Source organism: Paludibacter jiangxiensis (genome assembly GCF_001618385.1).
GTDB classification, from domain to species: Bacteria; Bacteroidota; Bacteroidia; order Bacteroidales; family Paludibacteraceae; genus Microbacter; species Microbacter jiangxiensis.
On record NZ_BDCR01000001.1, the window covers coordinates 45,531 to 72,392 of the forward strand.

Sequence of the window (26,862 nt, forward strand, 5' to 3'; positions counted from 1 at the left end):
TTATCTCTTTGTATTTACCAAATAAATACCCGTCAGGGCAATCAGCGCTCCGATCATTTCCCGGAGAGACATAAACTCACCCAATACCGGGATGGAGAAAATAGCTGTCAAAATAGACTGACTTAGCAGCGTCACCGAAGCTACTGTCGGCTTGATATAGGCCAGTGCAAAGTTGATAGCCAGCCAACCCAGCATTTGAGGCACAATACCCAAGGCTGCCAGCGCCCACCACGTCGGTGCCGAAAAGCCCCACATAGGCACCCGGGTAAATAAACACAACACACCGAGCGCCACCGTACTGGAAACCATCGACAGCATGGTAAAAGAGAAAGTATCCAGCGTATTACGCCCTTTTCGCGTTGTCAGCAAATAGGCTCCGTAAAACATACTGGCCGCAATGGAAAGAAAATTGCCGAACGAGAAATCCGTAGCCGCAAGTTTATCCAGTCCCACGACGATCGCCACACCAAAAATTGCAATGACAGTTCCGGTCCAGAATATGCGCCCCGGCCGCTCTTTCAGAATAAATACCGCTCCAAAACCCACCCAGACAGGAGCCATATTACCCAGTAACGTTGAGATGGATGCTTTCGTGAGCATGATGGAGGTATTCCACAAAGCAATATCGCAGGCGAAGAAGAGTCCGCACAATAACGCGATTTTCACTCCATGCCAGTCGGTTACCGGTTTACGAAACCGCAACCAGAGAGGCAAGATTGCCACCAGTCCGAAAGCCATGCGGTAAAATGCAGAGCCAAAACCGCTGATTCCTGCCAGTTTTACAAAGATGGCCGACCACGAAATGCAAAGCACGCCAAAAAACAGGAGAAAATAATTGAACCATGGACGGTGAGCGTGTTGTGAAAGCATGCGAAGGAATATATTTTTTCAGTTGCAGGATACAGATACAAAAATACGGGAATTTGCCGATATATTTGATCCCAGATGAACACTTCGTTTTATTTCCTTTTATCACAAAACAGAAACTAAACGAAAATTTATCTATTTTTGCGGGACTAATCACACAATCAATTCCCCACATTTCGACAATGAAGAAACTACTATTATTGACAGCCGTCATACTGTTTACTGTGCAGACCGGTTGGTCGCAAAAATGGTCGGTACGCTTTGCCGACTCTGAAATGAAACGCTTTCCGCAAGCCTGGCAACTCGACTACGGTACCCGACTCTACTTCGGTTATACGCAAGGCCTCGGCACGTTGGCATTCTACAAACTATGGAAAGCCACCGGCGACAAGAAATACTACAATTATGTGTATCAATGGCTCGACACCATTGTGAATGCGCAAGGTAAAATTCATCTCTACGAACCGAAAACCTATAATATCGACTTCATCAATTCAGGCAAAACATTGATGGCGATGTGGAAAGAGACAAAACTACCGAAGTTCAAAATAGCACTCGACAGCCTGCGCGGACAGATGAAAACCCACCCCCGCACCGACGAAGGGGTTTTCTTCCACAAAAAAATCTACCAACACCAGATCTGGCTGGACGGACTCTACATGGGCGATCCGTTTTTAGCCGAATATGCAGTCACGTTCAAAGAGCCGGCGCTGCTTGACGACGCCATCAACCAAATTCTGATCGGAGCCAAGCGCACTTATGACGCTAAAACCGGACTCTACTACCATGCCTACGACGAAAGTCGCCTGCAGCAATGGGCCGACAAGAAAACCGGTCATTCACCTAACTTCTGGGGCAGGAGCATCGGCTGGTTCTACATGGCGGTGGTCGACATCCTCGATTTCGTGCCCAAGAATCATCCAAAGCGTGCACAGCTCATAGCAATTGCCAAAGGCTTAGCCGACACACTGCCCAAATATCAGGACAAAGACGGCCTCTGGTATCAAGTAGTGGACCAACCGACACGCGAAGGCAATTACGCCGAAGCGTCGGCCTCCAGCATGTATATGTATGCCATTGCCAAAGCGGTCAACAAAGGATATATCGCTCCGAAATACAAAGCAGTTGCTCTGAAAGCTTTCAACGGCATTACCCGCAAGCTGATCAAAACCAACGCAGATGGAACGCTCTCGCTCACGCAATGTTGCGCGGTAGCAGGATTGGGAGGAAAGCCGTATCGTGATGGAAGTTACGAATATTACATCCACGAAAAAATCCGCGATAACGACGCAAAAGCTACCGGACCGTTTATCATGGGTTGCATCGAACTGGGCAAGTAGTTGTATATTTGTGCCGGTTAATAAAACAACTGACACATATGAAACCGATTATTTATCTTTCAATATTTTGCCTTATGACACTTTTCGGATGCAAATCGACAGCACCGTTGCACACAATTGAGCAACTCGACATAAAACAATATAGCGGAACCTGGTACGAAATTGCCCGCATTACCCATCGTTTTGAAAAAGGACTGGAAAAAGTTTCGGCCACTTACACCCTGCGCAACGACGGTAAAATCACGGTTTTGAATCAGGGGAGCAAAGGCTCCGACCCCGAGGTTATCAAAACTGCCAAAGGAGTTGCATGGGTACCCGATCCGTCAAAACCCGCACAACTGAAAGTGCAGTTTTTCTGGCCATTTGCAGGCAACTACTGGATTATCGATCTTGACGCCGACTATCAACATGCTTTGATCGGCGATCCGTCACGGAAATACCTGTGGATATTATCGCGCGCCAAAACAATGGATGCGGCAACTTACAACCGGCTAACCGACATTGCCGCAAAGGCCGGATTCGACATCAGCAAGCTCGATCGGGTTCGCCAATAATCAAGCTCCTGAAATTCAAAGAAAAGAATTTCAAAATTTGTTGCAGAAGCAAAAACAAAGTCGTAACTTTGCCCCGTCAAATTTTCAAAATATACATTCATGTCTTATTTAACAGCAGAAAAAAAACAAGAAATCTTTGGCAAGTACGGAAAGTCGAATACTGACACTGGGTCTCCTGAAGCTCAGATAGCATTATTTTCATACCGTATCAGCTCGTTGACCGAACACTTGAAGATCAACGCAAAAGATTATAGCACTGAAAGAGCTTTGGTTATGTTGGTAGGAAAACGTCGTCGTTTGCTCGACTACTTGAAGAGCAAAGATATCGAACGTTACCGTAGCATCATCAAAGAATTGGGTATCAGAAAATAAGTGCTACCTGAACGACTTAAAAAGCTATCTCTCGCAGATAGCTTTTTTCTTTTTAAAGAACCGGAATGACAATATATCTACGCCTTGTGCGTTAACCAACTGTCAACGGTTCGTTGTGCCAGCCTGCCAAACTTGACACTTTTTAATACTACCAGCAGGGATCGAACCATCAAAAATGCCTATTTTTGCTTGTAAATAAATATTCCCCATGAAGAAAATCACCTTGCTATGTGTAGGGTTTACATCCCTACTGAGCCTGCAAGCTCAACAGACATACACGTACAGTAACCCTGCACGCGCCTTCCAGGAGGGCAAAGAGCAATATCTGCAACAACAGTTCTCTGCCTCTGAGCATAGTCTGCAAACATATCTGCAAACAGCAGACCCTTCTGAAAAGAGTAAAATTCAGGAAGCAGAATACTTTATTGCCGCCAACGCATACGAACTGAGACAATCCGATGCCACAGATCTTCTGAAGGCTTATGTTGAAAAATATCAGGGCACATCCATGCTCGACAATGTAAAATTTCGCTTAGGAATCTTACTATTCGAACAAAAGCAATATACGGCAGCCATCAAGGAACTGGACAAAGTCAATATTAAAAAGCTGAACACTTCTGACGAGAACCTGTATCATTTTGCACTGGGATACTGCTACACCGCCGTCAATGAATTTACCAAGGCGCGAGATCAGTTCAAACCATTGATCGGCGTTGAAAAATATGACAAGACAGCCAACTACTATTACGGATACAGCGAATATGCGTTGGGCAACTACGACACTGCCCTGCCTTATTTCGAAACCATCCAGAATCAACCGGAATTTTCACCGCTGGCACCTTACTATATCATCCAGATTTATGCCAAACAGAAAGAGTACGACAAGGTAAAATCGTATGGTAAAACAATTCTGGAAATCAATTCCAACAACCCGAAAAACGGAGAAGTGCACCGCATCATGGGTGAATGCGCCTACCGCGATCAGGATTACAAACTGGCGGCTGCCGATTTCGCAAAAGCATTCACAACAGACAAACAACTTTCGCGCGCTTCGTTCTACATGTGGGGAATGTCGTGCATGCAATCCGGAGCCTACGATCAGGCGGTAATGCCATTAACAAAGGTAGCCGGCGAAACCGATGCACTCGGACAGAACGCTTATCTGGCTCTCGGAAATGCCTATACCAAGACAAACGACCGCCTGAAAGCTCAAATGGCTTATGCCAATGCCGGCAAACTGACTTTTGACAAGGGAGCTCAGGAAGAAGCGTTATACAATTATGCGCTTTCCACCTATGAATCAAACGCTCAGTTCGGAGAAACCGTAAAAGCCTTCGACAATTTCCTCAGCATTTTCCCGAATTCAAAGTATGCTGACGAAGTCAATAGCCGTCTTGCAACAGCATTGATTCAATCAAAAGATTATACTGCAGCCTTAAACGCCATCAACAAACTCAAAACCAGCAACGCTCAGGTTATTGCTGCGAAAGAAAACATCCTTTTCCATTTGGGTGTCCAACAATTTGACAAAAAAAATTACCCGGGAGCCATTGCCAACCTGACAGAAGCTTTGGCAGTTACATCACGCCGCCCTTCATTAGTGCAGATTTATTTCTGGAGAGGAGAAAGCTATTACCGTGCCGGAGAATATGCCAAGGCAGAAAGCGATTTCAACACCTATCAGGACGACCCGAGAAGCAGCCGGGATGCCAATTTCCATTTATCATACTATGATTTGGCCTATTGCAAATTCATTTCCCGCGACTACAAGCAGAGTTTGCTTGCATTCATGCGTTTTGCCGGAGGAGAACACGAAGCAATGTCGCCGACATACATCGATGCACTCATCCGTATCGGCGATTGCTATTACATGACCCGCGACTTCATCAACGCTCATAAATATTATGCGCAGGTGGTTGCCAAAGGAAAAGCCGGCAGCGATTATGCAGAATACCAGATTGCATTTATCTACGGCCTTCAGAAAAATTATCGCGGAAAAATCACCGAGTTGAACAAACTGATTGAAAATTTCCCGACTTCGAACTACGCCGCCAATGCCTACTATGAAATTGGACGGTCATATATCATCATCGAACAATACGACAAAGCGATAGAAACTTACAATGCGCTGATTAAGAAATATCCGAATAGTGAGTTCACCCGCAAAGCAGCACTGGAAATCGGGTTGGCATATTCCAATACCAGCAACAAGAAAGAAGCTTTAACAGCCTACAAACAGGTGGTAAACAGCTACCCCGGCAGCTCAGAAGCCAAAGTGGCCATGGAGAACATAGAAAATCTCTATGTAGACCAGTCGGATGCTGAAGGCTACGTAAGCTATCGGCGGTCATTGGGCAAAAGCACCGACATTACTTCAGTGATGGAAGATTCGCTGGTATACACCACAGCAGAAAAAGTGTACCTGAACGGCAAACTTCCCGAAGCAGCTACTCTGTTTTCCAATTATCTGTCCAAATATTGTCCTCAGGGCAACTATTGCATCAAAGCCACCTATTATCTGGCCGACAGTTACATGCAACAACAGAAAACAGATGAGGCTTTGTCCAACTATAAAAAACTGACAGAGATTCAGGGTAATCCATATATGGAACAAGCGTTGGCTCAATGTGCATCCATCACCTACGACAAAAAAGATTACGCCGCATCTCTCAATTATTTCAAAACGCTGGAAGCAACAACGTCCAACAAAGAATATCAGGAGGCAGCCAGTCTCGGAGTGCTCAGATGCAGCCATCTCACAAACGATTATGGAAGCACCATCAAGAGTGCGAACCGGATACTCAACAATAACCTGGCATCTTCTGACATGTCGACCGAAGCACGCTTCTACAGAGCAAAAGCTTATCTTGCAATCAACAAATCCGACAGTGCTTTCAACGATTTGACGGTGCTTTCGAAAAATGTGCGCACTGTTTTTGGAGCCGAAGCCAAATACGAACTGGCCAACTATTACTTCCAGAAACAAGACCTGAAAAAATCGGAAGCCGAAGTGATGAGCTTTATCAACCTGAACACGCCGCACCAGTATTGGCTGGCCAAAAGCTTTATCCTTTTATCGGATATCTATGTCAAACGGGGAGACAACTTCCAGGCCAAACAGTATCTGCTGACACTTCAGGACAACTATCACCAACAGGACGATATTTTATCGATTGTAAAACAGAAATTGCAGGATATTGAAAAGTCTGTAACTCCAAAATAAAAACCGTTCACGAATTATAAAAAACTCCGAAACAATGAAGAAAACAACCTGTTTTATCCTCACTGCCTTCGTGGCCGGATGCCAGATTATTGCCGCACAGAGCGGTAAAAACGACACGATAGCAAGACGCAATGTCGTTATTGAGCGTGATTACGTACCAACTATCAAAAATACCGACAAGCTGGATATTACCCCCATAATCACAGAACCGGAAATTAAAAAGACCGAAGCCGTTTATTCTGAAAAAATGAATTTACTAAAACCGGAATACGAAGTCAACAAATGGCCGGCAGCAGCAATTCATCTGGATCAGAACACCTATAAAAAAGGCTATGCCCTGTTAGGTTTTGGAATGTACGGGACGGTTTTGGGAGACGTATTCTACCCCATTGTGGATGACGGCACTCAATCGCTCACTTTCGACACTCATATTCACGGACTTTTCGGCAACACTCAACGTCAGTGGATCACTAACTTCGGACTGAATTATGTCACCCGCCTTGAAAATTTCGACCTAAATATGGGTGCCTATTTCAAGCGCAACGGATTTAACTACTACGGAACCAACGGCCAGTACTTCAACAGATACACCGCGAACTACAAAGACTCCACCAACAGTTTTATCAATTTTGGGCTGAAAGCAGGTATCAAATCGAAGGGTGATGCTGACGCCATTGCATACAAAGCCGATGTTCAGTACAACAACCTGACTCCCGGCACCGGTTTGGGCGAACAACTGGTTCATATCACCGGCAACATCGATTTACCGATCGGAGAACATCGCATCGGTTTGGCAATTGACGATTACAACATGTTTTATGCCAAATACCAGGGACAACAACTCTATCCGAGCCATTCGATTATTGGCGTAAACCCTTATTTTAATCTGAAAGGAGACGACTGGAGCGTTCGCTTAGGACTGAAAGATTATTTTTCAATCAACGGCAAAGGAAAAGCGTTCAGTCTGATGCCTGATGTTTCAGCACAAGTCAACCTGATCAAAACCGTGACACTTTATGCCGGTATTACTGGTGAATACTCCGTCAATTCGATGCAGAAGATTACTGACGAGAACTACTACATTGCTCCGACGTTACGGGTTGATGACTCATATGCTCCGATAGATGTATTCGGCGGCATCAAATTCTCACCTTTAGCAGGTCTTTTAATCAACGGTTCGGTTGATTACAAATCGTACAACAAACAATACTTTTACGCAAACCAGTACGAACCAATACCCGTTTTTGACCTGATATTAGCAAATACCAACTATCTATACAACTATGCAACAATATTGAGACCAACCTTCAACGTTCTATATGACAAAGCCAGTGTGGTAGCTGCCAAACTGAATGTTGCATACAACTGGAAAGATAGATTTTTGGCACATATCAATGCCACATACAACAACTGGGACACAAAAACACTCGCAAAAGCGTGGATGAAACCCTCCACAGAAATAGAAATTGGAGGCGAAGCCAAAATAACCCGCAATATTTTCGTGAATGCCAACTACTATTTTGCCGGGGGCAGATATGCATTTTTGTATGGCACAGAATCGGTAAAAATGAAAAATGTAAATGATCTTAGCCTCGGTGCTTCTTATTCATACAGCGACTGGCTGACCGCTTTCATTCGCCTGAACAACGTAATGGGAGCCAAATACCAAACATACTACGGGTATGATTCTCTTGGTCTGAACTGGCAAATCGGAGCAGCCGTTTCGTTCTGATACGAATTCACCATAAGGATGTCTCAAAAGACAATGTTGATATTGACAAACTTGTAAACTGAAAAGCTGTTTCATTTTTTTACCCCTAAAACCCCTTAAGGGGACTTTTGCGCCAATCAAAATAGCAGATTTATAGCCCCTTCAGGGGTTTGGGGTATAAGAACAAATATCTATTTTCAATTCGTAAGTTATTATACAATCAATATTCCTTTTGAGAAATCTTCGTCATTTCCATTAACTCGTTCTCTTCGCGCCCTCTCACCTTCTCACCTTCTGACACATATGCCGAATCCTTATTTCCAATTCAAACAATTTACCGTTTGGCACGACAAATGCGCCATGAAGGTAGGAACTGACGGTGTTTTGCTGGGAGCATGGGCTGCTGTTGAAGAGGCAAAAACGATTCTCGATGTGGGAACCGGAAGCGGACTGATTGCACTGATGGCGGCTCAACGAAATTCTGCTGCACACATCACGGCAATCGACATTGAGGAAACATCAACAATACAGGCCGAAGAAAATTTCAATCGGTCACCCTGGCAGGAACGACTTACGGTACATCATGCGTCACTCGAACAGTATGCACTAACTGCTAACACGACCTTTGATGCTATTATTTCCAATCCACCCTACTTCCATCAGTCATTACACTCCCCTGACAAAAAACGCACCCTCGCACGGCACACGGCTCATTTCACACAAGACACGCTGCTCGCTAACTGTTGCGAACTTCTTTCTGCCAATGGCTCTATATTTCTGATTTTGCCGGTTACCGAAGGAGAAATTCTCCTGACTAAAGCAATTGATTATCAACTATTCTGCACCCAGAAAACGCTGGTGTTTCCAACCACGTCATCCAATCCGAAACGGCTTTTAATTGCCTTAACCAAAACACAGCAACCGCTTTTGGAAGACACTATCACTATCGAATCCGGCATACGACATCACTACTCCGAAGATTTCGCCAGTATGTTACAGGCGTTTTATCTTAAATTATAAAATACATTCCCTAAGATAGCCTAAATAACGTTCAATAGCTTTACAAATACAATCGTTTGCGGGGTATAGAACGTTAACCTGCTTCGATTCAACTTGTCGGATTAAAAAAAAAAACTATCTTTGTAACGCAATAACGTATAATTTGATGAATAACAATTACATAACACCCGACTACGTTTTTGAAACGAGTTGGGAAGTATGCAATAAAGTAGGTGGAATATATACCGTTTTATCGACGCGGGCATCTGTTTTACAACAACGGCTGAAAGATAATCTAATATTTCTCGGACCCGATTTAGGTGCAGCTGCTCATCCTGATTTCACTGAAGACATTGCATTGTTTGCCGACTGGAAAGAAGAGCTTGCAAAATACAATGGCATAAAGGTTCGCGCTGGTAGATGGAATATTCCGGGCAGCCCGATTGCTTTGCTGGTCGATTTTTCAACGCTGCACCTGCAACGCAACAATCTTTACCGTCAGGTGTGGGAATGGTATGGCGTAGACTCTTTGAATGCTTATGGCGATTATCACGACTCTGCCATGTTCGGCTATGCTGTGGGAATTGTGATTGACAGTTATTTCCGCTATTACAAGCTGAAAGGCAAGAAAATCATCGCCCACTTCAACGAGTGGATGACAACTTTCGGATTATTCTTTCTAAAACGATATACTCCTGAGGTAGCTACTATTTTTACAACTCATGCCACTTCTATCGGGAGGTCAATTGCCGGGAATCACAAACCACTGTATGACTATCTGACTCATTATGACGGAGATCAGATGGCGGGTGAGCTAAACATGCAGGCAAAACATTCCGTTGAAAAACAAGCGGCACATTATGCCGATTGCTTCACTACCGTAAGTGACATTACGGCCCGTGAATGTACCCAATTGTTGGGCAAAGCTCCGGACGTGGTCACTCCGAATGGTTTTGAAGATGATTTTGTACCGACAGGAAAGCAGTTCAACATAAAAAAAGAGGAAGCTCGCAGCGCTTTGAAAAAAGTAGCCGAATGCCTTCTCACGTATCAGTTGCCGGAAGACACGCTGTTCGTTGCAACAGGCGGGCGCTATGAATTTTTGAACAAAGGCCTTGACGTTTTTATCGAATCGCTGAAACGTCTTGAATCCTCAGAATCGTTATCGCGCACAATTGTGGCATTTTTAATGGTTCCGGCCTATATTTCAGGACCACGGAAAGACCTGCAAAGTCATCTGAGCGGGAACGACAACATTCCGCATGGAAATCCGTTTGTCACCCATCAGTTGGTAGAACCGTGGCACGATCCGATTTTATCATCGATCAGCTGGTCGCACCTGACGAATGCACAAGAAACTAAAGTTAAGATTATATTTGTACCGTCATATCTTACCGGCGATGACGGCATTTTCAATAAAAGCTATTACGACTTGCTGATAGGAACAGACCTGACCGTATTCCCTTCGTACTACGAGCCGTGGGGATATACACCGCTGGAAAGTGCGGCATTTTCGGTGCCTACCATCACCACCAGCTTATCAGGGTTCGGCCAATGGGTCAACTACCATCAGCAGGACATCGATCAGGGAGTGGCCGTAATTCCCCGCAACGACTCCAACTACAATGAAGTTGTGAGTGAGCTTGTACAGCAAATCGAGCACTTTGCAGCACTGACGCCGGTACAGGTTCAATCGGCACGAAAGAAAGCGGCCACAATTGCAGAAAAAGCACTTTGGGAACACTTTATAGAATATTACGACAAAGCATATACAATTGCGTTAAGCAAAAAGAGATAATGTAATTACTGTTTTTAGGGGCTAAGCTTCATGTGCTCTTTTACTTTTTGTCTTGACACAAAAAGTAAGGCCTGCCGCAGGCAAAGAGTAAATTAAAACGATAAAAATATTTTATCACTTGACTCAAGCAGATGGCAATGCTTGCAAAATTAAAGAAACAATAATCATCGCATCTGTCTACAAGATGCTAATAGGCAAAAAGGCAACATTTAACAAACTTATATGTAACGACTTCCGACCAAACGGAACGAATTACATTGGGCATTTACAAATCAAATTATTCACGTATGAAACTACAAACATCAAAAGTGAACAACCCCAACTGGAACGAAATTACCGTTACCTCTCACGTTCCGGAAAAATTACAAAAGCTACTCGAGATTTCCCGTAACATATGGTGGGTGTGGAACTTTGAGGCGACAGAAATGTTTTCAAGCATCGACTCCAAGCTTTGGAACGAAAGCGAAGGAAACCCTATCGTAATGTTGGAAAGATTGAATTACGAAAAGTTGGAAGAGCTGGAAAATGATCAGGCGTTTATGCAGCGTCTGGAATCTGTTTATGCTTCATTTCAGGAATACATAAATACTCCTTTCGATACAAAAAAGCCATCCATAGCTTATTTCAGCATGGAGTACGGCCTTACCAATATCCTGAAGATTTATTCAGGCGGGTTGGGAATTCTGGCCGGCGACTACCTGAAAGAAGCCAGCGACTGCCGGGTAGATATGACAGCCATCGGCTTCCTCTATCGCTACGGATACTTTACGCAAAGCCTGTCGATGGACGGACAGCAATTGGCCATGTACGAACCGCAAAACTTCGGTTTGCTGCCAATTGAACCGGTAAAAGACGAGCACGGCAACCAGATACAGATTGAAGTTCCTTATCCGGGCCGCATTATCTATGCAAATCTCTGGAAAGTAATGGTGGGCCGCATTGCTCTCTACCTGCTCGACACCGACAACGACCGCAACAGCGAATATGACCGTCCCATCACCCACCAGCTTTATGGCGGCGACTGGGAAAACCGCCTGAAACAGGAATACCTGCTCGGCATCGGAGGTATTCTTACCCTGAACAAACTGGGCATCCAAAAACAGGTATACCACTGCAACGAAGGACATGCCGCCCTTATCAATGCACAACGTTTGGTAGATCTCATCCAGGGTAGCGGTTTATCATTCAACCAGGCCATGGAAGTTGTAAGATCTTCTTCTCTATACACGGTACACACACCTGTGCCGGCCGGCCACGACAGCTTCGACGAAGGACTGTTCGGCAAATACATGGGCGAATTCCCCGGACGCTTAGGCATCAGCTGGGATGAATTTATCGACCTCGGCCGTGAAAACCCCGGCGACAGGAACGAAAAGTTCAGCATGAGTACTTTTGCCTGCAACACCTGTCAGGAAGTTAACGGTGTAAGCTGGCTACACGGAAAAGTTTCGCAGGATATGTTCCAGAACATCTGGAAAGGCTACCTGCCGGAAGAACTCCATGTAAGTTATGTCACTAACGGAGTCCATTTTGAGACATGGACAGCTTCCGAATGGCAACGCCTTTACGACAAGACATTCGGCCCTGAGTTCCGCGAGGACGAGTCGAACCTGCAAATATGGGATAAGATTCACACCGTCAGCGACGAAGAGATCTGGAAAACCCGTACCGCGCTTAAAAACAAGCTTATCAATTATATCAAAGGACAGTTTACCGAAACATGGCTAAAAAACCAGGGCGATCCCTCTTTGATTGTTTCTATTCTGGAAAAAATCAATCCGAACGCGCTCATCATCGGTTTCGGACGTCGTTTCGCGACATACAAACGTGCGCAGCTACTGTTTACCGACCTCGACCGTCTGGCCAAGATCGTAAACAACCCGCACTATCCCGTACAGTTCCTTTACACCGGTAAGGCTCACCCTGCCGACGGAGCAGGCCAGGGATTGATCAAGCGTATCGTTGAAATTTCACGTATGCCCGAATTTCAGGGTAAGATTATCTTCCTCGAAAATTATGACATGCGCCTTGCCAAACGCCTGATTGCAGGTGTGGATATCTGGTTGAACACCCCTACCCGCCCGCTGGAAGCTTCCGGTACTTCGGGACAGAAAGCCGAAATGAACGGGGTTCTGAACTTCTCGGTTCTCGACGGATGGTGGCTCGAAGGTTACGTGAAAGGTGCCGGTTGGGCGCTGACCGAAAAACGCACTTACGAAAACCAGGATTACCAAAATCAGCTGGATGCCGCAACGATCTACACCATACTCGAAAACGAGATTATCCCGTTGTATTTTGCAAAAAACAGCAAGGGTTACTCTCCCGAGTGGATTCAATACATCAAAAACTCGATTGCGAAAATTGCACCGCGATTCACCACCAAGCGCATGTTGGACGACTATATCGAACGCTTCTACAACAAACTGAGCGCTCGCCACGAAAAGCTGATTGCCAACCATTTCGAAAAAGCGAAGAGCATTGTGGCCTGGAAAGAAAAGATGGCTGCCGGATGGGATCGCATCGAACTGATAGAGCTTTCGGTACCGGAGCAACTCCGTATGTCGCCAACCGTCAACTCCGAATACGACCTGAAAGCCGTAGTGGATGTAAAGACACCCGACTGCAAAAACATCGGTCTGGAACTGGTGATGACTTACAGAGACGCCAAAAACACGGAACACATTCTGGATACCGAGGAATTCAATCTGGTAAAAACAGAAGATACCCGACTGACATTCGTATTGAACTACCGCTTAACCAAAGCGGGAACCTTCAAAATCGGATTCCGTCTCTTCCCCAAAAACGAAGAACTGCCACACCGTCAGGATCTCAACTTCGTGAAGTGGCTGTAAACCTCTGACGTAAAAGCAAAAAGGCTGATTCGACCCTGCGTTGAATCAGCCTTTTTTGGTTTTGCCAGGAAGTTTATCCATTTGAAAAATAATTTATTCTCGTTTTAATTTTCATATTTATAAATGTTGTAAATTTACGAGGAGAATTATACGTTAGCTGTAACATAAAAGACGATAGACACAATGGCGATAAAAGTAAAGACGAGAAAAATATTATGGTCTAAATCAGGGAATAGATGTGCGATCTGTAAAAGACAATTAGTTCAAAGATTAACTAATCTAAAAAGTAATTTTATTATTGGAGAAGAATGTCATATTATTTCGTCTAAATCAGATGGACCACGAGGGAAATATAAATTATTAAGCGATTATGACACTTATGATAATCTTGTTCTTTTATGTGCGAATGACCATAAACTTATTGATGAGTTTCCAGAAACATTTACTGTTGAAATTGTTGAAAACCTTAAATCAAATCATGAAAATTGGATTGAAACCGCAATTGAAAAAGACTTAGAAGAATATCTCAAAACAACGAATAATATTGAACTTCTTGATGAAATAAAAATCACAAGCAATATTGATAATGTTGTACAAGGTTCTCATTTTTATTTCTACGACTTAACATCAATTTCTGATGATGATGTATCAATTGAGGTAAGTGAACTATTTGATAACTTAAGAGATTATGGAGATATTTATTCTGACATAGAAATTTCGTCAAGAACTAGATGCTTAATTGACTATTTAAGTACTATAAAACAACTCAATAATAAAGGGATTAGATTTTTCGGAAAGAGTATCGTTCGCGAGTATTCTATTCTAAATATTCCAAAATCTGAATATAAAATAGCAATGATTATTGCTTTCGAGGTGAATTCAAATCCGAAGTCGATTCAAAATGGAAAACTAATGATACAATTACCACAAAACTTTACACCGACAATATGAAATGGCTACAGAGAACAAAAACTATTGCCAATTGTCGTTTCCCCCGTTCATCATAGCGTATAAAGCAGATTGGCGTTCGGCGTATGGCTCCGACCTACGTCGGATAAAAAGCAAGGCTCCAGCCTTGCAGCTTCAAAAGCAGGAGCCTTTTTTCTAAACAGGACGTAGTCGCAGACTACGCCCAACAATCTGCACTGATAGACGGATTTCCCTAAGCAGAAGCGCGTATTTACAATCAATGCCAGCGGCGGAAAAACTTTTGGCCTTATAAGAGACCAATAATGCTTAATCCTGAAACAGAACAATCGTATGAAAAATATTCTTTGTGCTTTATTATTTCTAACATCGATCACTATGTCAGCACAGACAAACAAAATGATGATCCGCATCGCGGAAATTGAAATTGAATCAGGTTATCTTCAAGAATATAAGCATATTCTACAAATTGAATCGAGAGCATCAGTAAGCAAAGAGCCCGGAGTTATTGCCATTTTTCCAATGTATCAACAAGAAAATCCTAATCAGATTCGCATATTAGAAATATACGCGAATAAAGAGGCGTATGAAAATCATATTAAATCTCCCCAGTTTCTAAAATACAAGACCGAAACAAGCAACATGGTGAAATCATTAAAACTCATTGACATGAAAAGTATTGATCCAGAAACCATGAATGAAATATTTCGAAAGTTACACCAATAAAACTCCGCTGCCGCGCGAACCTAAAATCGTTCAGTGCAGAGGTTATCACATTCTTCAACAACAAACGAGGCTGACTCAATTTTACTATTGAATCAGCCTCGTTTTTATTATCTATCGCTTTCGGATTAGAACTCTGCGTTTTTAGGAGTACGCGGGAAAGGAATCACGTCGCGGATATTGGTCATGCCGGTAACGAAGAGCAACAAGCGCTCAAAGCCCAGACCGAAGCCGGAGTGCGGTGCTGTACCGAAACGGCGGGTATCGAGGTACCACCAGATATCTTTTTCGGGAACGCCCATTTCCTGCGCTCTGCGCGTAAGTTTTTCGTACGACTCTTCTCGCTGCGATCCACCGATAATCTCTCCGATTTTCGGAAAAAGAACGTCCATAGCGCGCACTGTTTTGCCGTCATCGTTCTGTTTCATGTAGAACGATTTGATCTCTTTCGGATAGTCGGTCAGAATTACCGGTTTTTTGAAGTGTTCTTCCACCAGGTAACGTTCGTGTTCGGAAGCAAGGTCGGCACCCCAGAAGATCGGGAATTCGAATTTACGACCCTTGGCTACTGCCGCTTCAAGGATTTCGATACCCTGAGTATAAGGCAGACGCACAAATTCATTACCTATCACAAAGTTCAGGCGTTCCAACAGCTCCTTGTCGTACATGGAAGCGAGGAAGTTCAAATCGTCCTGGCAATTGTCAAGCGCCCACTGAATACAGTATTTGATAAAGTCTTCGGCAAGTTGCATGTTCTCTTCAATTTCGTTGAAGGCAACTTCCGGCTCAATCATCCAGAATTCGGCCAGGTGACGCGGTGTATTTGAGTTTTCTGCTCTGAAAGTAGGACCGAAAGTATAAATAGAACCCAATGCCATAGCAGCCAATTCGCCTTCCAACTGACCGGAAACGGTCAGGCTTGCCTGTTTGCCGAAAAAGTCGTTAGAATAGTCGATAGAACCGCTTTCGTCCTTTTTCAGGTCGTAAAGGTTCATGGTAGTCACCTGAAACATCTGTCCTGCACCTTCGCAGTCAGAAGCGGTAACAATCGGCGTATGGAAATAGAAGAAGCCACGTTCGTGGAAGAACTGGTGAATAGCGATCGCCATGTTGTGACGAATACGGAATACAGCGCCAAACGTATTGGTACGGGGACGCAGGTGAGCAATCTCGCGCAAATACTCCAGCGAGTGACCTTTCTTTTGAAGAGGATATACATCCGGATCGGCAGTGCCGTACACTTCCACTTCTTTGGCAATCAGTTCAACCGTCTGACCTTTTCCCTGCGATTCCACCAACTGACCGATCACGCTGATGCAGGCGCCGGTAGTTACCGGTTTCAGAGTCTCTTCTGAGAAAACAGACAAATCAACCACGATTTGCAGGTTATTAATAGTCGAACCGTCATTTAATGCTATAAAGCTAACATTTTTATTACCTCTGCGGCTTCTTACCCAGCCTTTTACGTTAATCTCCTGCGACACCAGAGACGGTGTTGCCATAACATCCACTACTTTGATTCTTTGTAACTTTGCCATGTTATATTCTTAATAAAAAAGCACTTATCTCGTGTAAGTGCTTTTCTTATTTATAAAATTATTTCTTTGCGTGAAAGTAATTCCAATGATCTTCTCATGACTTTCACCCTGCAATCCATTTATCTTCCTTTAAGAGGTGTTCCCAAACGTGTCATTGCACAACGGAAACCGATGTCGTTGGCCGATTTGCCCTGATCGAGGTAACGGCGTGTGGAAGGATTCAGCCAGTAAGGTCGGTCTTTCCATGATCCGCCTTTGTAAACTCTTGAGTAATCCGAAACTTTTGATGCCAGAATATCCAGCTGATCGCTTTCGGGATTATACATTTGCTTGGTGGACATGTTCCGTTTTGCAGCTGTAGAATCTTTCCAGAGATCAGGATTATTGGAAGCCTGCAACGAACCATCCTTAAAGTTCTTCACATCATTCACGTAGTTTTCAATATCTTTTCCTTCGCGAACAATTTTATGACGCAAGCGGCCAAGACTGTCGACACGGTATTGTACTACTGTTTTATCAGGAGCGTCTTCTGTTTGGCGATAGAAATGAATCGGCTCATAAGCATTTCCACGGAACGGGTTGTATTCTTCCACATCCAGGTCGTTCAACGGACGATAAACATCAAGCACCCATTCGTTGACGTTTCCGGCCATGTTGTACAAGCCATAATCATTCGGATAAAACGAATTAACCGGACCAGGAATAATGTTCTTGTCTGAGTTACCTCTTACACCCATCAGGTCACCACGACCACGGGCGAAGTTGGCCATCATAGCACCCTGATGCTTTTTGGAACTGCTACGCATCTGGGTAGATTCCCAAGGATACATGTGTCCGTTTTCAGCTTCACCGAATTTCTGATCGGCAATTACGCCATAAGCTGCATATTCCCACTCAGCTTCGGTCGGGAGACGGAAATACGGGAACAAAATACCATCAGCCATCTCTACTTTCGTCGTATCCTTCATTTTCGGATTACGGTTATTGTAACCGGTGTAGTAGTATTTCTTTGTGCTAAACACATATTTCGCAGCAACTTCAGTCGGGTCGGTCGATTTCTTAATAGCAGCCAAATCAGGAGCCTGAATTTTTCTGTTATCCATCAAAATCTTTTCATTGACACGGTCGGTACGCCATTCGCAATAATCCATTGCCTGTTCCCAGGTAACACCTACCACAGGATAATGACGATAAGCAACGTGTTCAAAGTAATTTTCCACGTAAGGCTCGTTGTAAGCCAGTTTTTCGCGCCAAACAGCCACATTGGGTTTCGCTTTTTCAATGATTGCCGGAGAGTTATGCAGCACCTGTTTGGTCCATTCGAGGTATTCACGCCAGTTTTCATTTGTGATTTCATACTGGTCCATGAAGAATGAATTGACAGTAACGCGGCGTTGGAAGCTGTTAGCGGTCTGAGCACCCTGTTCTGCATTTCTACCCATTGTAAAGGTTCCACCTTCAATCAACACCATATTCGGCGGAATACGTTCGTGATATCTGTTATTTATCTTCAGCCCACCTTTCTTACCATTTAAGGCCCAGCCTGTTGTGTTAGAAAAAGCAGTCGAAATTTTATTACTACTACCACCGCCACACGATACCAGAACAGCCACTGAAGCCATTATGATTCCGATAGTTGACATGCTACGAATGTTCATGCGAAAGAAGTTTGAGTTATATTATTATTTTGAAATCAGACGAAATAAGTATGCTATCATTCTGACAGCCTGACATCTCTAGAAACGGTTAAAATTGCAAAATTTCACGTTTTCAGGGTGCAAATATAGCTTTTTTTATCCAAGCTATGATTCATTTTATTTAATTTTTTCTCAACCGCCAAAAATTAGAACTACAAATATATTTTCCTATTTTTGTACTAACAAACAGTATAACGTAATCATGGTTCAAAATAGTATCTCGATCCGACTAAAAAATCAATTATATCCACTCTCAAATCCTGTAGTAATGGGAATACTAAATGTAACTCCCGATTCGTTTTACAGCAAGAGCAGGATTCAGTCGGAAGAAGAAATTCTGGCCAGATGCGAAGCCATACTGTCGGAAGGCGGCGCAATAATTGACCTTGGAGGTTATTCGACGCGGCCTACCGCCGTCGCAGTAAGCGAAAGCGAAGAGCAGGAACGTCTGTTTTGGGCGCTTGAAATCATCAAAAAACAGTTTCCGGAGGCAATTCTGTCGGTCGACACCTTCAGAGCTGCGATTGCCGAGGCTGTTATTAAAGATTTCGGGGTCGACATCATCAACGACGTATCAGGGGGCACACTGGATGCCAATATGTTTAATGTCATTGCAAAATACAATGTCCCTTACATCCTGATGCACATGCGCGGAACTCCTCAAACCATGCAGTCGTTAACCGAATACGACAATTTCATGGAGGATATTATGCGTTTTTTTGCTGAAAAAATCCGTACTCTTACCGCAATGGGAGTCAGCGATATTATTTTAGACCCCGGTTTTGGATTTGCCAAAACAATAGAACAAAATTTTGAACTGCTCAGAGATTTGTCGAACTTCCGGATTTTCGACCGTCCGGTTTTGGCTGGACTATCCAGAAAATCGATGCTATATAAAAGTCTGAATACAGATGCTGAACATTCGCTGACGGCCACTATTGCCGCAAACACGTTGGCGCTTGCAGGCGGAGCTTCTATATTAAGAGTTCACGATGTAAAGGAAGCCGTGGAAACAATCGACATTTTCATGCATACTTATCCGAGAACAGAATAACAAAAATACTCATTCACTATAACAATGGGATTAGAATTCGGAATTAAAGATATTATTGACATCCTTTTGGTGGCAATCCTCTTCCATCAACTTTATAAGTTGTTCAGAGGCACCGGAGTGAACAATATTTTCATAGGGATTCTCTCCTTGATTGTTGTGTGGTTCTTTGTTGTGTACATTTTTCAGCTGGAGCTTTTGGGCTCGATTTTGAACCAGCTGATGAATGTCGGGATTGTTGCACTTATCGTTATATTCCAAAATGAAATTCGCCGCTTTTTCTTTATGGTCGGTTCGCGAAACAAATGGAGGTTTATCAACAAGGTTGCACAGATTTTTGGAAACAAAAAGGAAGAAGAAACCGACAACATGAGCGTCACCCAGCTGGTAATTGCATGCAGCCACATGGCTAAAAGCAAAACCGGTGCCCTCATCGTGCTGGTTCACAAAAGCGAACTCGAGGAATTTCTTCACATTGGCGAACGAATAGATGCAAATATCAATGCCTCGCTTATCGAAAACATCTTTTTCAAAAACAGTCCGCTACACGATGGTGCAATGGTCATTTCCAATAAAAAAATCGTATCGGTAGCCTCAATCTTACCCATTTCGGAAAACCAGCATATTCCTAAACACTTAGGACTACGTCACAGAGCTGCATTGGGAATCACCGAGCGATCTGATGCTTCCGCCATTGTTGTTTCGGAAGAGAAAGGAACTATTTCGTATGCCGTGGATGGCAAGATTTCAATTAACATTTCTCCCGAAGAACTACAAAAGACATTGTCCGCAGGGGCGATTTAGAATTTTTACTTAGCAAGCAAGATTATAATTATGATAAAAACAGGAGATCGTGTTCGTTTCCTCAATGCCGTTGGCGGTGGAGTTGTGACACGCTTTATAAAGAAAGATTTAGTCGGCGTTTTGGATGATGACGGTTTTGAGATTCCGGTATTGACCAAAGAATGCGTGGTGGTTGCCGAAGTAAATAAGATGAACTTTCCGGTTCAAAAACCCACCGTACAGACCGAAACAAAAACAGAACCAGTAACCATCAAGGCACCCGTCGCTCCCGAACCGGAAGAATGGGATGAATCTGAAGAGACCGACTATGGCAATGAAATCAACCTGTACCTTGCATTTGTTCCCACTCAAATCAAAAGCCTTTTTAATTCCGCTATCGACGTGTTTTTAATCAACGACAGTAACTATACCCTCGGGTACTGCTATGCTACCGTCAACCATAAAAGCGAGCATTCGTGCAGAGATAACGGCACGATGCATCCTAACACCAAACTTTTTCTGGAAACGCTGGAAAAAGAAGAGCTGAATAAAATCAGACAAGTGACGGTACAGGCAATTGCATTCAAAAAAAGCGGTACCTATACTCCAAAACCTACTCTTGATTTTGCTGTTAAGCTCCCGATATCCGATTTCAACAAGCTGCATTGCTTTTCCGAAAATGATTTCTTTGACGAACAAGCCATGATCATTCCCCTGATGGAAAAGGATCTGCCTGCCGCGTTTATCAAACCTGATCCCGAAGAGATAAAGAAGGCCATGCTTCAGAAAGAGACGCCTGCAGTCCCGAAAAAAGCAGCTCCCGAAAAGAAAAGAGAACGCATCTCTCCCATTGTAGAAGTGGATCTCCATATCCACAAATTACTTGACTCTACAGCCGGAATGGACAACGCAGCCATTCTCAGCTATCAAATGGATAAGTTCAGGGAAACGTTGGAACAACACAAGAACAAAAAGGGTCAGAAAATTGTATTTATACACGGCAAAGGAGAAGGCGTTCTGCGCAAGGAAATACTGAAAGAGCTCAAACTTAAATATCCGACTTACTACTTTCAGGACGCATCATTCCGTGAATATGGTTTTGGAGCCACAATGATAACTATCCGATAAATGACAAACAGAGTAAAGAAACCAGATTGGCTGAAAGTATCATTGGCTTCGACCGGAAATTTTGCCGAAGTAAAAAAGATCGTACAGCAGCATCATCTGCACACTATATGTACTTCCGGTAAGTGCCCCAATATTTGTGATTGCTGGGCACGGGGAACTGCCACCTTTATGATACTTGGTGAAATCTGCACCCGCAGTTGTAAATTTTGCAACACATTAACAGGGAAACCCTTACCCGTAGACCCGAACGAGCCGGCTAACGTGGCCGAATCAATCCGGCTAATGAAGCTGAAACACGCCGTTATCACCTCGGTCGACAGGGATGATCTCGATGATTTGGGAGCTTCACACTGGGCTGCAACCATCACGGAAATTAAGAAAGTAAATCCGGGCACTACACTCGAAACTCTGATCCCCGATTTTCAGGGAAAGGACGAGCTCATTGATCTGGTCATCAACGCACGCCCCGAAATTATTTCCCACAACATTGAAACTGTGAAACGGTTAACACCACTGGTGCGCAGCGCTGCCAGATACGATGTCAGCCTGCATGTTTTGGCACGTATTGCCCAAAGCGGCATTACTGCAAAATCCGGATTAATGGTGGGGCTTGGTGAAACAGAAGCCGAAGTTCTTGAAACCATGGATGATCTTCTGAAAGCCGGATGTACCGTACTGACTATCGGGCAATACCTGCAACCATCGCGAAAGAATATTCCGGTAACAGAATATGTTATACCGGAACAATTCGCCCGTTACAAAACCATTGGCTTAGAAAAAGGATTCAGACAGGTAGAAAGCGCACCGCTGGTTCGCTCGTCCTATCACGCAGAAAACCATCTATAGAAATAAAATATATCAGAGGAAAGATTATCTTTGCACTGTTCTTCGGAGAAATTAAATTCAAATCCGGCACATTAACGTAATTTTCAATCACATTGATCTTTACGCCATATTTTCATCATGAACATAGAGACATCCGTTTTACTTATTTTCACAGGGGGGACCATTAGCATGGCGGAAAATCCGCAAACAGGAGCATTGCGTCCACTCGATTTTAACCGAATGAAAGAGTATATTCCTGAACTCAAACAGCTGAATATCACTCTGGATTCCGTCGCCTTCGACCCTTTGATTGACTCTTCGGATGTCCAGCCCTTCCACTGGGCTAAAATAGCAGCTCTGATTCAGGAAAACTACGACAATTACAATGGATTTGTCATTCTTCACGGCACCGACACTATGGCTTATTCGGCATCAGCTCTGAGCTTTATGCTGGAAAACCTCAGTAAACCGGTTATTTTCACGGGAGCCCAGCTTCCTATTGGCATGTTGCGTACCGATGCAAAAGAAAACTTACTCTCGGCCATAGAAATTGCCGCAAACGTTGACAGTACCGGCGAATCAACGGTACATGAGGTATGTATCTACTTTGAGAACTCGCTTTTCAGAGGCAACAGAACCACCAAAAAGAACGCTGAATTATTCAATGCGTTCGGATCGTACAACTACCCTGCATTAGTAAAGGTAGGTGTACACTTCAACTTTTCAAGCTCGTTTATTCACAAGAACGAAACAAACAAACCACTGAAGGTTTCTACCGCATTTAATCCGAACATTACCATAATAAAATTGTTTCCCGGTTTAACACCCGAAATTCTGACGGCCATTTTACATTCCGAAGGACTGAAAGGAGTTGTTTTGGAAACTTATGGAGCCGGTAATGCTCCCCGTCACGATTGGTTTTACGAAAGCTTGCACGAAGCGGTTCAACGAGGAATTATCATTGTCAATGTATCGCAATGCGATGCCGGTTCGGTACAAATGGGACGATACGAAACCAGCCTGAACCTGCTCAAAGCCGGAGTTATCAGCGGTTACGACCTGACCACCGAAGCGGCGGTTACAAAGCTAATGTTCCTGCTTGGACAAAATTTGAGCCATGCAGAGATCAAAGAACTGATGCAAACTCCTCTTTGCGGTGAGCTTACATTGGGATAAATCGAGCATCTCAGGATAAAAACGCCAACTTTCAACGTCAAACACTCATTGCCTATGTGGAAAGATTGGTTCTTCTTTTCAAGAAGCCAACAAATTGGACTTATCGTTTTAATCGTTATCATTTTAGCGCTTTTAGCGGCCAGAATGATACTCCCGTCATTGACCACCCACACAGTCAAAAAAGACAATTTTGAGACAGAGGCCAACATATTCCTCGACTCTCTCAAAAGCACCCCTCATGGCAATTATCCACAAAGTTACCGCTATAATAATTATGCCGAAAACAAGCATGAGTGGAGCTCCGAGAAATTACCCAAACCGATCTTATCCCGCTTCAATCCCAACACCGCAGATTCATTACAATTTGTACGATTAGGCATCAAGCCCAAAATCGCATCCAACATCTTAAAGTACAGAAAAAAGGGAGGTAAATTCAGAAAAGCAGAAGATTTTCAGAAAATATGGGGGATCAAGGAAGAACAAATGCAAACGTTATTGCGCTACATTGATATTCCGGCAGAAACACCACCCCCTATCGCGACTACAACCTACAATAAAACGACAAAGACTGAGGCTATCGTTGAACTCAATAGCGCTGACACCACCCAACTGAAACAAGTCAAAGGCATAGGATCGGGATTTGCGCGACGCATAGCCGGCTACAGAAAACGATTGGGAGGATTCGTGAGAATTGATCAATTACGGGAAGTATGGGGAATTACCCCTGAAATGTATGCAACGGTGGCTCCACATTTCTCTATAGACAAAAAATACGTACAAACGATCAACGTAAACAAGGCCAGTCTTGAAAGGCTAAAATACCATCCTTATCTTAATTTTTATACCGCAAAAGCGATTTATGAATTAAGACTCACCAAAGGGACTCTTAAATCAATTAACGATCTGAAATCCGTTGATATATTAGACAAAGATCTTATCAATAAAATAGAACCATACCTTTCATTTCAGTAGTGATTCTTTTTTTTGAACCCACCGATCAAGCCCACCAATTTAAAATAAAAAATGGAGCGATCTCCATCGCCCCATTTTTTCAATAATCTAAAGAGAAAAATAAAGAGTCTGTTTTACTTTCACAAGTTACGCATCTCTGTTTATTGAATAACTAAAATTTAATTCATTAGTAAGACTGTTAAGGAAACTCCAAAAAATGAACAATTCCCTACAGATTTCAGGTACAAAAATAATATGAAGATTTCAATCTCACAAATCCAGAAATGGCCAAATCATCCGTAATTACTCATTTTTCTACATATTTATATTACGAAGAGCGCCCCCATTTGTCAATGACAAAAAACACATATCTATAATATTAACATTTAGGGTGATTCTATTAGTATTTATTTTGTCATTAATTAATTTTAATATAATGTAGCAAAGAATCCAAAGTATTCAACGCCTCAGTCGAAGCTCCTCAACCTTCATTTTTTTTCTTTATAAACTACATAAAAATTCGAAACAATAGCTGATTTTCACTCATAATACTGTATTTTTGCAACGCGTCAACACCACAAAAACCTTATCGACAATATGACAAACACGCCCTTGCTATTTGATAATTTAATCAAGTTTACGAACACTCCTTCTTACGAACACTTTGACCATCGGGCAGAAAATCTGCGTTCAGTGTCATATTATTTGCAAAAGACTTTCGTATTAGCCGACCATTACAAAAAGCAACTTCGGATCTTCAACAACAATCCCATCTTAAAAAGTGTCTTTGAGGGAACTGATAACGACAAGAACATCGATGAGCACACACTAATAGAAAAGATACCTACTTCAGATCAAGGATTGCTCACACACATATTCCTAATCATTAACGACTACATCTTATCACACAAAGACGATGAATCTGATGTTTTTTATTTCTCCTTTAACATTCCGATGATCGACAACAGCTTAAACCGTCGAATCATGGTAGAATTTAAAGTTTTGCCTTATATCTATACAGATCAAACAACCTCAAAATTACCCTGGATTACCTATTATCAGTGCTCAGAAAGCAACAACTCCAATCCCGGACGGCTAACACTGCATAATCTCAAAGACAAATCCGAAACATTTTATTTATTGAATAACGAATCTTCCCATTTGCCTGATTTTATAACTCTAAAACAAAGTGATCTCGCAATTTTCGAACTTGCTTGCCAGGGGTTTTCCGAAACAGAAACAGCAAACAACTTATCTATCAGCACCGGCACCCTCAAACGAATTAAGTCATCCATCATGATGTATCTCAATACGCAGTCAACTGCCCAAACCATTACTCTTCTCTATCAACAAGGACTAATTTAAGTTATGACACCATTAAATATAGAGACCTCCTCCCTAAACGAGTACAAAAGACTTTGCGATCTATTTTCCGAAATATGGTCAACAAACATCGCTCTATTAAGTCTTTCGACACTGAATACGTTGTACATACCGAACAACTTGTCTAAGCTGATTGGAGTATCCAACGAAGACCTCACGAACAATCAAGCGGAGATATACTCCAGGGTATTACATCCCAAAGAGCTGGCCATAATCAAACAAGTACATACTAAAACATTGGAATTCTACACAAAACTATACAAAAGCAACGCACAAATTCCATACGTAGATGCCAAATATTACATAAAACTCAAAACCAAAGAAGGAAAATTCAAAAATTTTTCCGCCTTGATACACCCGATCTTTCATTCAGGATCAACGTTTCCTATTGCGTGCTTCGCTTTATTAGCTCCAAGTACCAAACTTGGATTCGAAAGATTTTCAATCTCATTTCACAATAAAGACAAGAATCTCTACTACTCATCAATTTCCAACAAATATGTCCAAAAAGAAAATCTGGAATTAAAAGAGATTGAAAATGAAATATTAAAGCTGACTGCAAAGGGATTCGGAGAAACAAAGATTGCGAAAGAGCTTGACATCAAGCTGGATTTAGTCCGCTATTACAAAAAGAGTATCTACAAGAAGTTTCATGTATCAAACATGTCGGAAGCGGTATACACAGCGCTAAACAACCACCTGATCTAAACACTGCTTTTCCGTTTAAAATAATAAAGGCGCGATTCAACATCGCGCCTTTACCCAAAATCTAAAGAGAAAATTAGTTAAGGATCGTACACTTTCACAAGCTGACAATCCAAAAAGATATATTTTGTTTTTCTTATATTCCAACACGAATATAATATATTGATTTTCAAAAATCAAGACTCCACTCCTACCAGATAGCTGCTCAGCACACCAACTCCGCCCCCAATAGCACCTAAAAACACACATAAACAACTGT

At 42.9% G+C, this 26,862-nt stretch carries 21 protein-coding genes; 18 read left to right on the plus strand and 3 right to left on the minus strand.

The window, feature by feature from the left end; translation table 11 throughout:
• Positions 1-870 carry a DMT family transporter gene (locus PJIAN_RS00135; protein WP_068701011.1) on the minus strand — a complete coding sequence of 290 codons (870 nt, stop codon included), beginning with the start codon at positions 868-870 and terminating at the stop codon, positions 1-3.
• A 179-nt stretch (positions 871-1,049) separates the two neighbouring features.
• On the opposite strand from PJIAN_RS00135, the gene PJIAN_RS00140 reads away from it, so the two are divergent.
• The 10 genes from PJIAN_RS00140 to PJIAN_RS00185 all read left to right on the plus strand — a co-directional run bounded on the left by PJIAN_RS00140 (position 1,050) and on the right by PJIAN_RS00185 (position 15,369).
• Positions 1,050-2,207, plus strand: coding sequence for a glycoside hydrolase family 88/105 protein (locus PJIAN_RS00140; RefSeq protein ID WP_068702627.1), 1,158 nt, complete (start codon positions 1,050-1,052; stop codon positions 2,205-2,207).
• 74 nt (positions 2,208-2,281) lie between these two features.
• A complete protein-coding gene (locus PJIAN_RS00145; RefSeq protein ID WP_084252267.1) occupies positions 2,282-2,761 on the plus strand; it encodes a lipocalin family protein in 480 nt (159 codons plus the stop codon).
• A gap of 99 nt (positions 2,762-2,860) precedes the next feature.
• A complete protein-coding gene (rpsO, locus tag PJIAN_RS00150) occupies positions 2,861-3,133 on the plus strand; it encodes a 30S ribosomal protein S15 (RefSeq protein ID WP_068701013.1) in 273 nt (90 codons plus the stop codon).
• Between the two features lie 208 nt (positions 3,134-3,341).
• Positions 3,342-6,356, plus strand: coding sequence for a tetratricopeptide repeat protein (locus PJIAN_RS00155; RefSeq protein WP_068701014.1), 3,015 nt, complete (start codon positions 3,342-3,344; stop codon positions 6,354-6,356).
• A gap of 34 nt (positions 6,357-6,390) precedes the next feature.
• Entirely contained in the window at positions 6,391-8,088 is a 1,698-nt protein-coding gene (locus tag PJIAN_RS00160) for a TonB-dependent receptor (RefSeq protein WP_068701015.1), read from the plus strand.
• 282 nt (positions 8,089-8,370) lie between these two features.
• The gene (locus PJIAN_RS00165) at positions 8,371-9,087 is read left to right on the plus strand and encodes a tRNA1(Val) (adenine(37)-N6)-methyltransferase (protein ID WP_068701016.1); all 717 of its coding nucleotides are present in this window, start codon (positions 8,371-8,373) and stop codon (positions 9,085-9,087) included.
• Between the two features lie 145 nt (positions 9,088-9,232).
• Positions 9,233-10,864: a glycosyltransferase gene (locus tag PJIAN_RS00170; protein WP_068701017.1), complete on the plus strand. Its 1,632-nt coding sequence runs from the start codon at positions 9,233-9,235 to the stop codon at positions 10,862-10,864.
• Between the two features lie 287 nt (positions 10,865-11,151).
• Positions 11,152-13,716: an alpha-glucan family phosphorylase gene (glgP, locus tag PJIAN_RS00175; protein ID WP_068701018.1), complete on the plus strand. Its 2,565-nt coding sequence runs from the start codon at positions 11,152-11,154 to the stop codon at positions 13,714-13,716.
• Positions 13,717-13,899: 183 nt separating this feature from the next.
• Complete coding sequence (locus PJIAN_RS00180; protein WP_068701019.1) at positions 13,900-14,667, plus strand: HNH endonuclease; 768 nt, start codon at positions 13,900-13,902, stop codon at positions 14,665-14,667.
• A gap of 309 nt (positions 14,668-14,976) precedes the next feature.
• A complete protein-coding gene (locus PJIAN_RS00185) occupies positions 14,977-15,369 on the plus strand; it encodes a putative quinol monooxygenase (RefSeq protein ID WP_068701020.1) in 393 nt (130 codons plus the stop codon).
• Between the two features lie 125 nt (positions 15,370-15,494).
• On the opposite strand, the gene asnS is transcribed toward PJIAN_RS00185, so the two are convergent.
• Complete coding sequence (gene asnS / locus PJIAN_RS00190; RefSeq protein WP_068701021.1) at positions 15,495-16,904, minus strand: asparagine--tRNA ligase; 1,410 nt, start codon at positions 16,902-16,904, stop codon at positions 15,495-15,497.
• Between the two features lie 119 nt (positions 16,905-17,023).
• Positions 17,024-18,562, minus strand: a complete 1,539-nt coding sequence (locus tag PJIAN_RS00195) for an SUMF1/EgtB/PvdO family nonheme iron enzyme (protein WP_084252188.1) — start codon at positions 18,560-18,562, stop codon at positions 17,024-17,026.
• 307 nt (positions 18,563-18,869) lie between these two features.
• Between PJIAN_RS00195 and folP the strand changes: the two genes are divergently transcribed.
• The 8 genes from folP to PJIAN_RS00235 all read left to right on the plus strand — a co-directional run bounded on the left by folP (position 18,870) and on the right by PJIAN_RS00235 (position 26,606).
• A complete protein-coding gene (gene folP, locus PJIAN_RS00200; protein ID WP_439951386.1) occupies positions 18,870-19,655 on the plus strand; it encodes a dihydropteroate synthase in 786 nt (261 codons plus the stop codon).
• A gap of 24 nt (positions 19,656-19,679) precedes the next feature.
• The gene (cdaA, locus tag PJIAN_RS00205; RefSeq protein ID WP_068701024.1) at positions 19,680-20,456 is read left to right on the plus strand and encodes a diadenylate cyclase CdaA; all 777 of its coding nucleotides are present in this window, start codon (positions 19,680-19,682) and stop codon (positions 20,454-20,456) included.
• A 30-nt stretch (positions 20,457-20,486) separates the two neighbouring features.
• A complete protein-coding gene (locus tag PJIAN_RS00210) occupies positions 20,487-21,563 on the plus strand; it encodes a DUF2027 domain-containing protein (RefSeq protein WP_236714349.1) in 1,077 nt (358 codons plus the stop codon).
• A complete protein-coding gene (lipA, locus tag PJIAN_RS00215) occupies positions 21,564-22,409 on the plus strand; it encodes a lipoyl synthase (RefSeq protein ID WP_068701026.1) in 846 nt (281 codons plus the stop codon). It begins immediately after the preceding gene.
• A gap of 117 nt (positions 22,410-22,526) precedes the next feature.
• Positions 22,527-23,564, plus strand: a complete 1,038-nt coding sequence (locus PJIAN_RS00220) for an asparaginase (RefSeq protein WP_068701027.1) — start codon at positions 22,527-22,529, stop codon at positions 23,562-23,564.
• Positions 23,565-23,618: 54 nt separating this feature from the next.
• A complete protein-coding gene (locus PJIAN_RS00225; protein WP_068701028.1) occupies positions 23,619-24,536 on the plus strand; it encodes a ComEA family DNA-binding protein in 918 nt (305 codons plus the stop codon).
• Positions 24,537-25,112: 576 nt separating this feature from the next.
• A complete protein-coding gene (locus PJIAN_RS00230) occupies positions 25,113-25,880 on the plus strand; it encodes a helix-turn-helix domain-containing protein (RefSeq protein WP_068701029.1) in 768 nt (255 codons plus the stop codon).
• 3 nt (positions 25,881-25,883) lie between these two features.
• Positions 25,884-26,606, plus strand: a complete 723-nt coding sequence (locus PJIAN_RS00235) for a response regulator transcription factor (RefSeq protein WP_084252189.1) — start codon at positions 25,884-25,886, stop codon at positions 26,604-26,606.
• The last annotated feature ends 256 nt before the right edge of the window (positions 26,607-26,862 follow it).

Bases quoted from the DNA above. Each gene is read 5' to 3' on its own strand.
- PJIAN_RS00135 (WP_068701011.1), bottom strand. From the start codon at position 870: ATGCTTTCACAACACGCTCACCGTCCATGGTTCAATTATTTTCTCCTG.
- PJIAN_RS00140 (WP_068702627.1), top strand. From the start codon at position 1,050: ATGAAGAAACTACTATTATTGACAGCCGTCATACTGTTTACTGTGCAG.
- PJIAN_RS00145 (WP_084252267.1), top strand. From the start codon at position 2,282: ATGACACTTTTCGGATGCAAATCGACAGCACCGTTGCACACAATTGAG.
- rpsO (WP_068701013.1), top strand. From the start codon at position 2,861: ATGTCTTATTTAACAGCAGAAAAAAAACAAGAAATCTTTGGCAAGTAC.
- PJIAN_RS00155 (WP_068701014.1), top strand. From the start codon at position 3,342: ATGAAGAAAATCACCTTGCTATGTGTAGGGTTTACATCCCTACTGAGC.
- PJIAN_RS00160 (WP_068701015.1), top strand. From the start codon at position 6,391: ATGAAGAAAACAACCTGTTTTATCCTCACTGCCTTCGTGGCCGGATGC.
- PJIAN_RS00165 (WP_068701016.1), top strand. From the start codon at position 8,371: ATGCCGAATCCTTATTTCCAATTCAAACAATTTACCGTTTGGCACGAC.
- PJIAN_RS00170 (WP_068701017.1), top strand. From the start codon at position 9,233: ATGAATAACAATTACATAACACCCGACTACGTTTTTGAAACGAGTTGG.
- glgP (WP_068701018.1), top strand. From the start codon at position 11,152: ATGAAACTACAAACATCAAAAGTGAACAACCCCAACTGGAACGAAATT.
- PJIAN_RS00180 (WP_068701019.1), top strand. From the start codon at position 13,900: ATGGCGATAAAAGTAAAGACGAGAAAAATATTATGGTCTAAATCAGGG.
- PJIAN_RS00185 (WP_068701020.1), top strand. From the start codon at position 14,977: ATGAAAAATATTCTTTGTGCTTTATTATTTCTAACATCGATCACTATG.
- asnS (WP_068701021.1), bottom strand. From the start codon at position 16,904: ATGGCAAAGTTACAAAGAATCAAAGTAGTGGATGTTATGGCAACACCG.
- PJIAN_RS00195 (WP_084252188.1), bottom strand. From the start codon at position 18,562: ATGAACATTCGTAGCATGTCAACTATCGGAATCATAATGGCTTCAGTG.
- folP (WP_439951386.1), top strand. From the start codon at position 18,870: ATGGGAATACTAAATGTAACTCCCGATTCGTTTTACAGCAAGAGCAGG.
- cdaA (WP_068701024.1), top strand. From the start codon at position 19,680: ATGGGATTAGAATTCGGAATTAAAGATATTATTGACATCCTTTTGGTG.
- PJIAN_RS00210 (WP_236714349.1), top strand. From the start codon at position 20,487: ATGATAAAAACAGGAGATCGTGTTCGTTTCCTCAATGCCGTTGGCGGT.
- lipA (WP_068701026.1), top strand. From the start codon at position 21,564: ATGACAAACAGAGTAAAGAAACCAGATTGGCTGAAAGTATCATTGGCT.
- PJIAN_RS00220 (WP_068701027.1), top strand. From the start codon at position 22,527: ATGAACATAGAGACATCCGTTTTACTTATTTTCACAGGGGGGACCATT.
- PJIAN_RS00225 (WP_068701028.1), top strand. From the start codon at position 23,619: ATGTGGAAAGATTGGTTCTTCTTTTCAAGAAGCCAACAAATTGGACTT.
- PJIAN_RS00230 (WP_068701029.1), top strand. From the start codon at position 25,113: ATGACAAACACGCCCTTGCTATTTGATAATTTAATCAAGTTTACGAAC.
- PJIAN_RS00235 (WP_084252189.1), top strand. From the start codon at position 25,884: ATGACACCATTAAATATAGAGACCTCCTCCCTAAACGAGTACAAAAGA.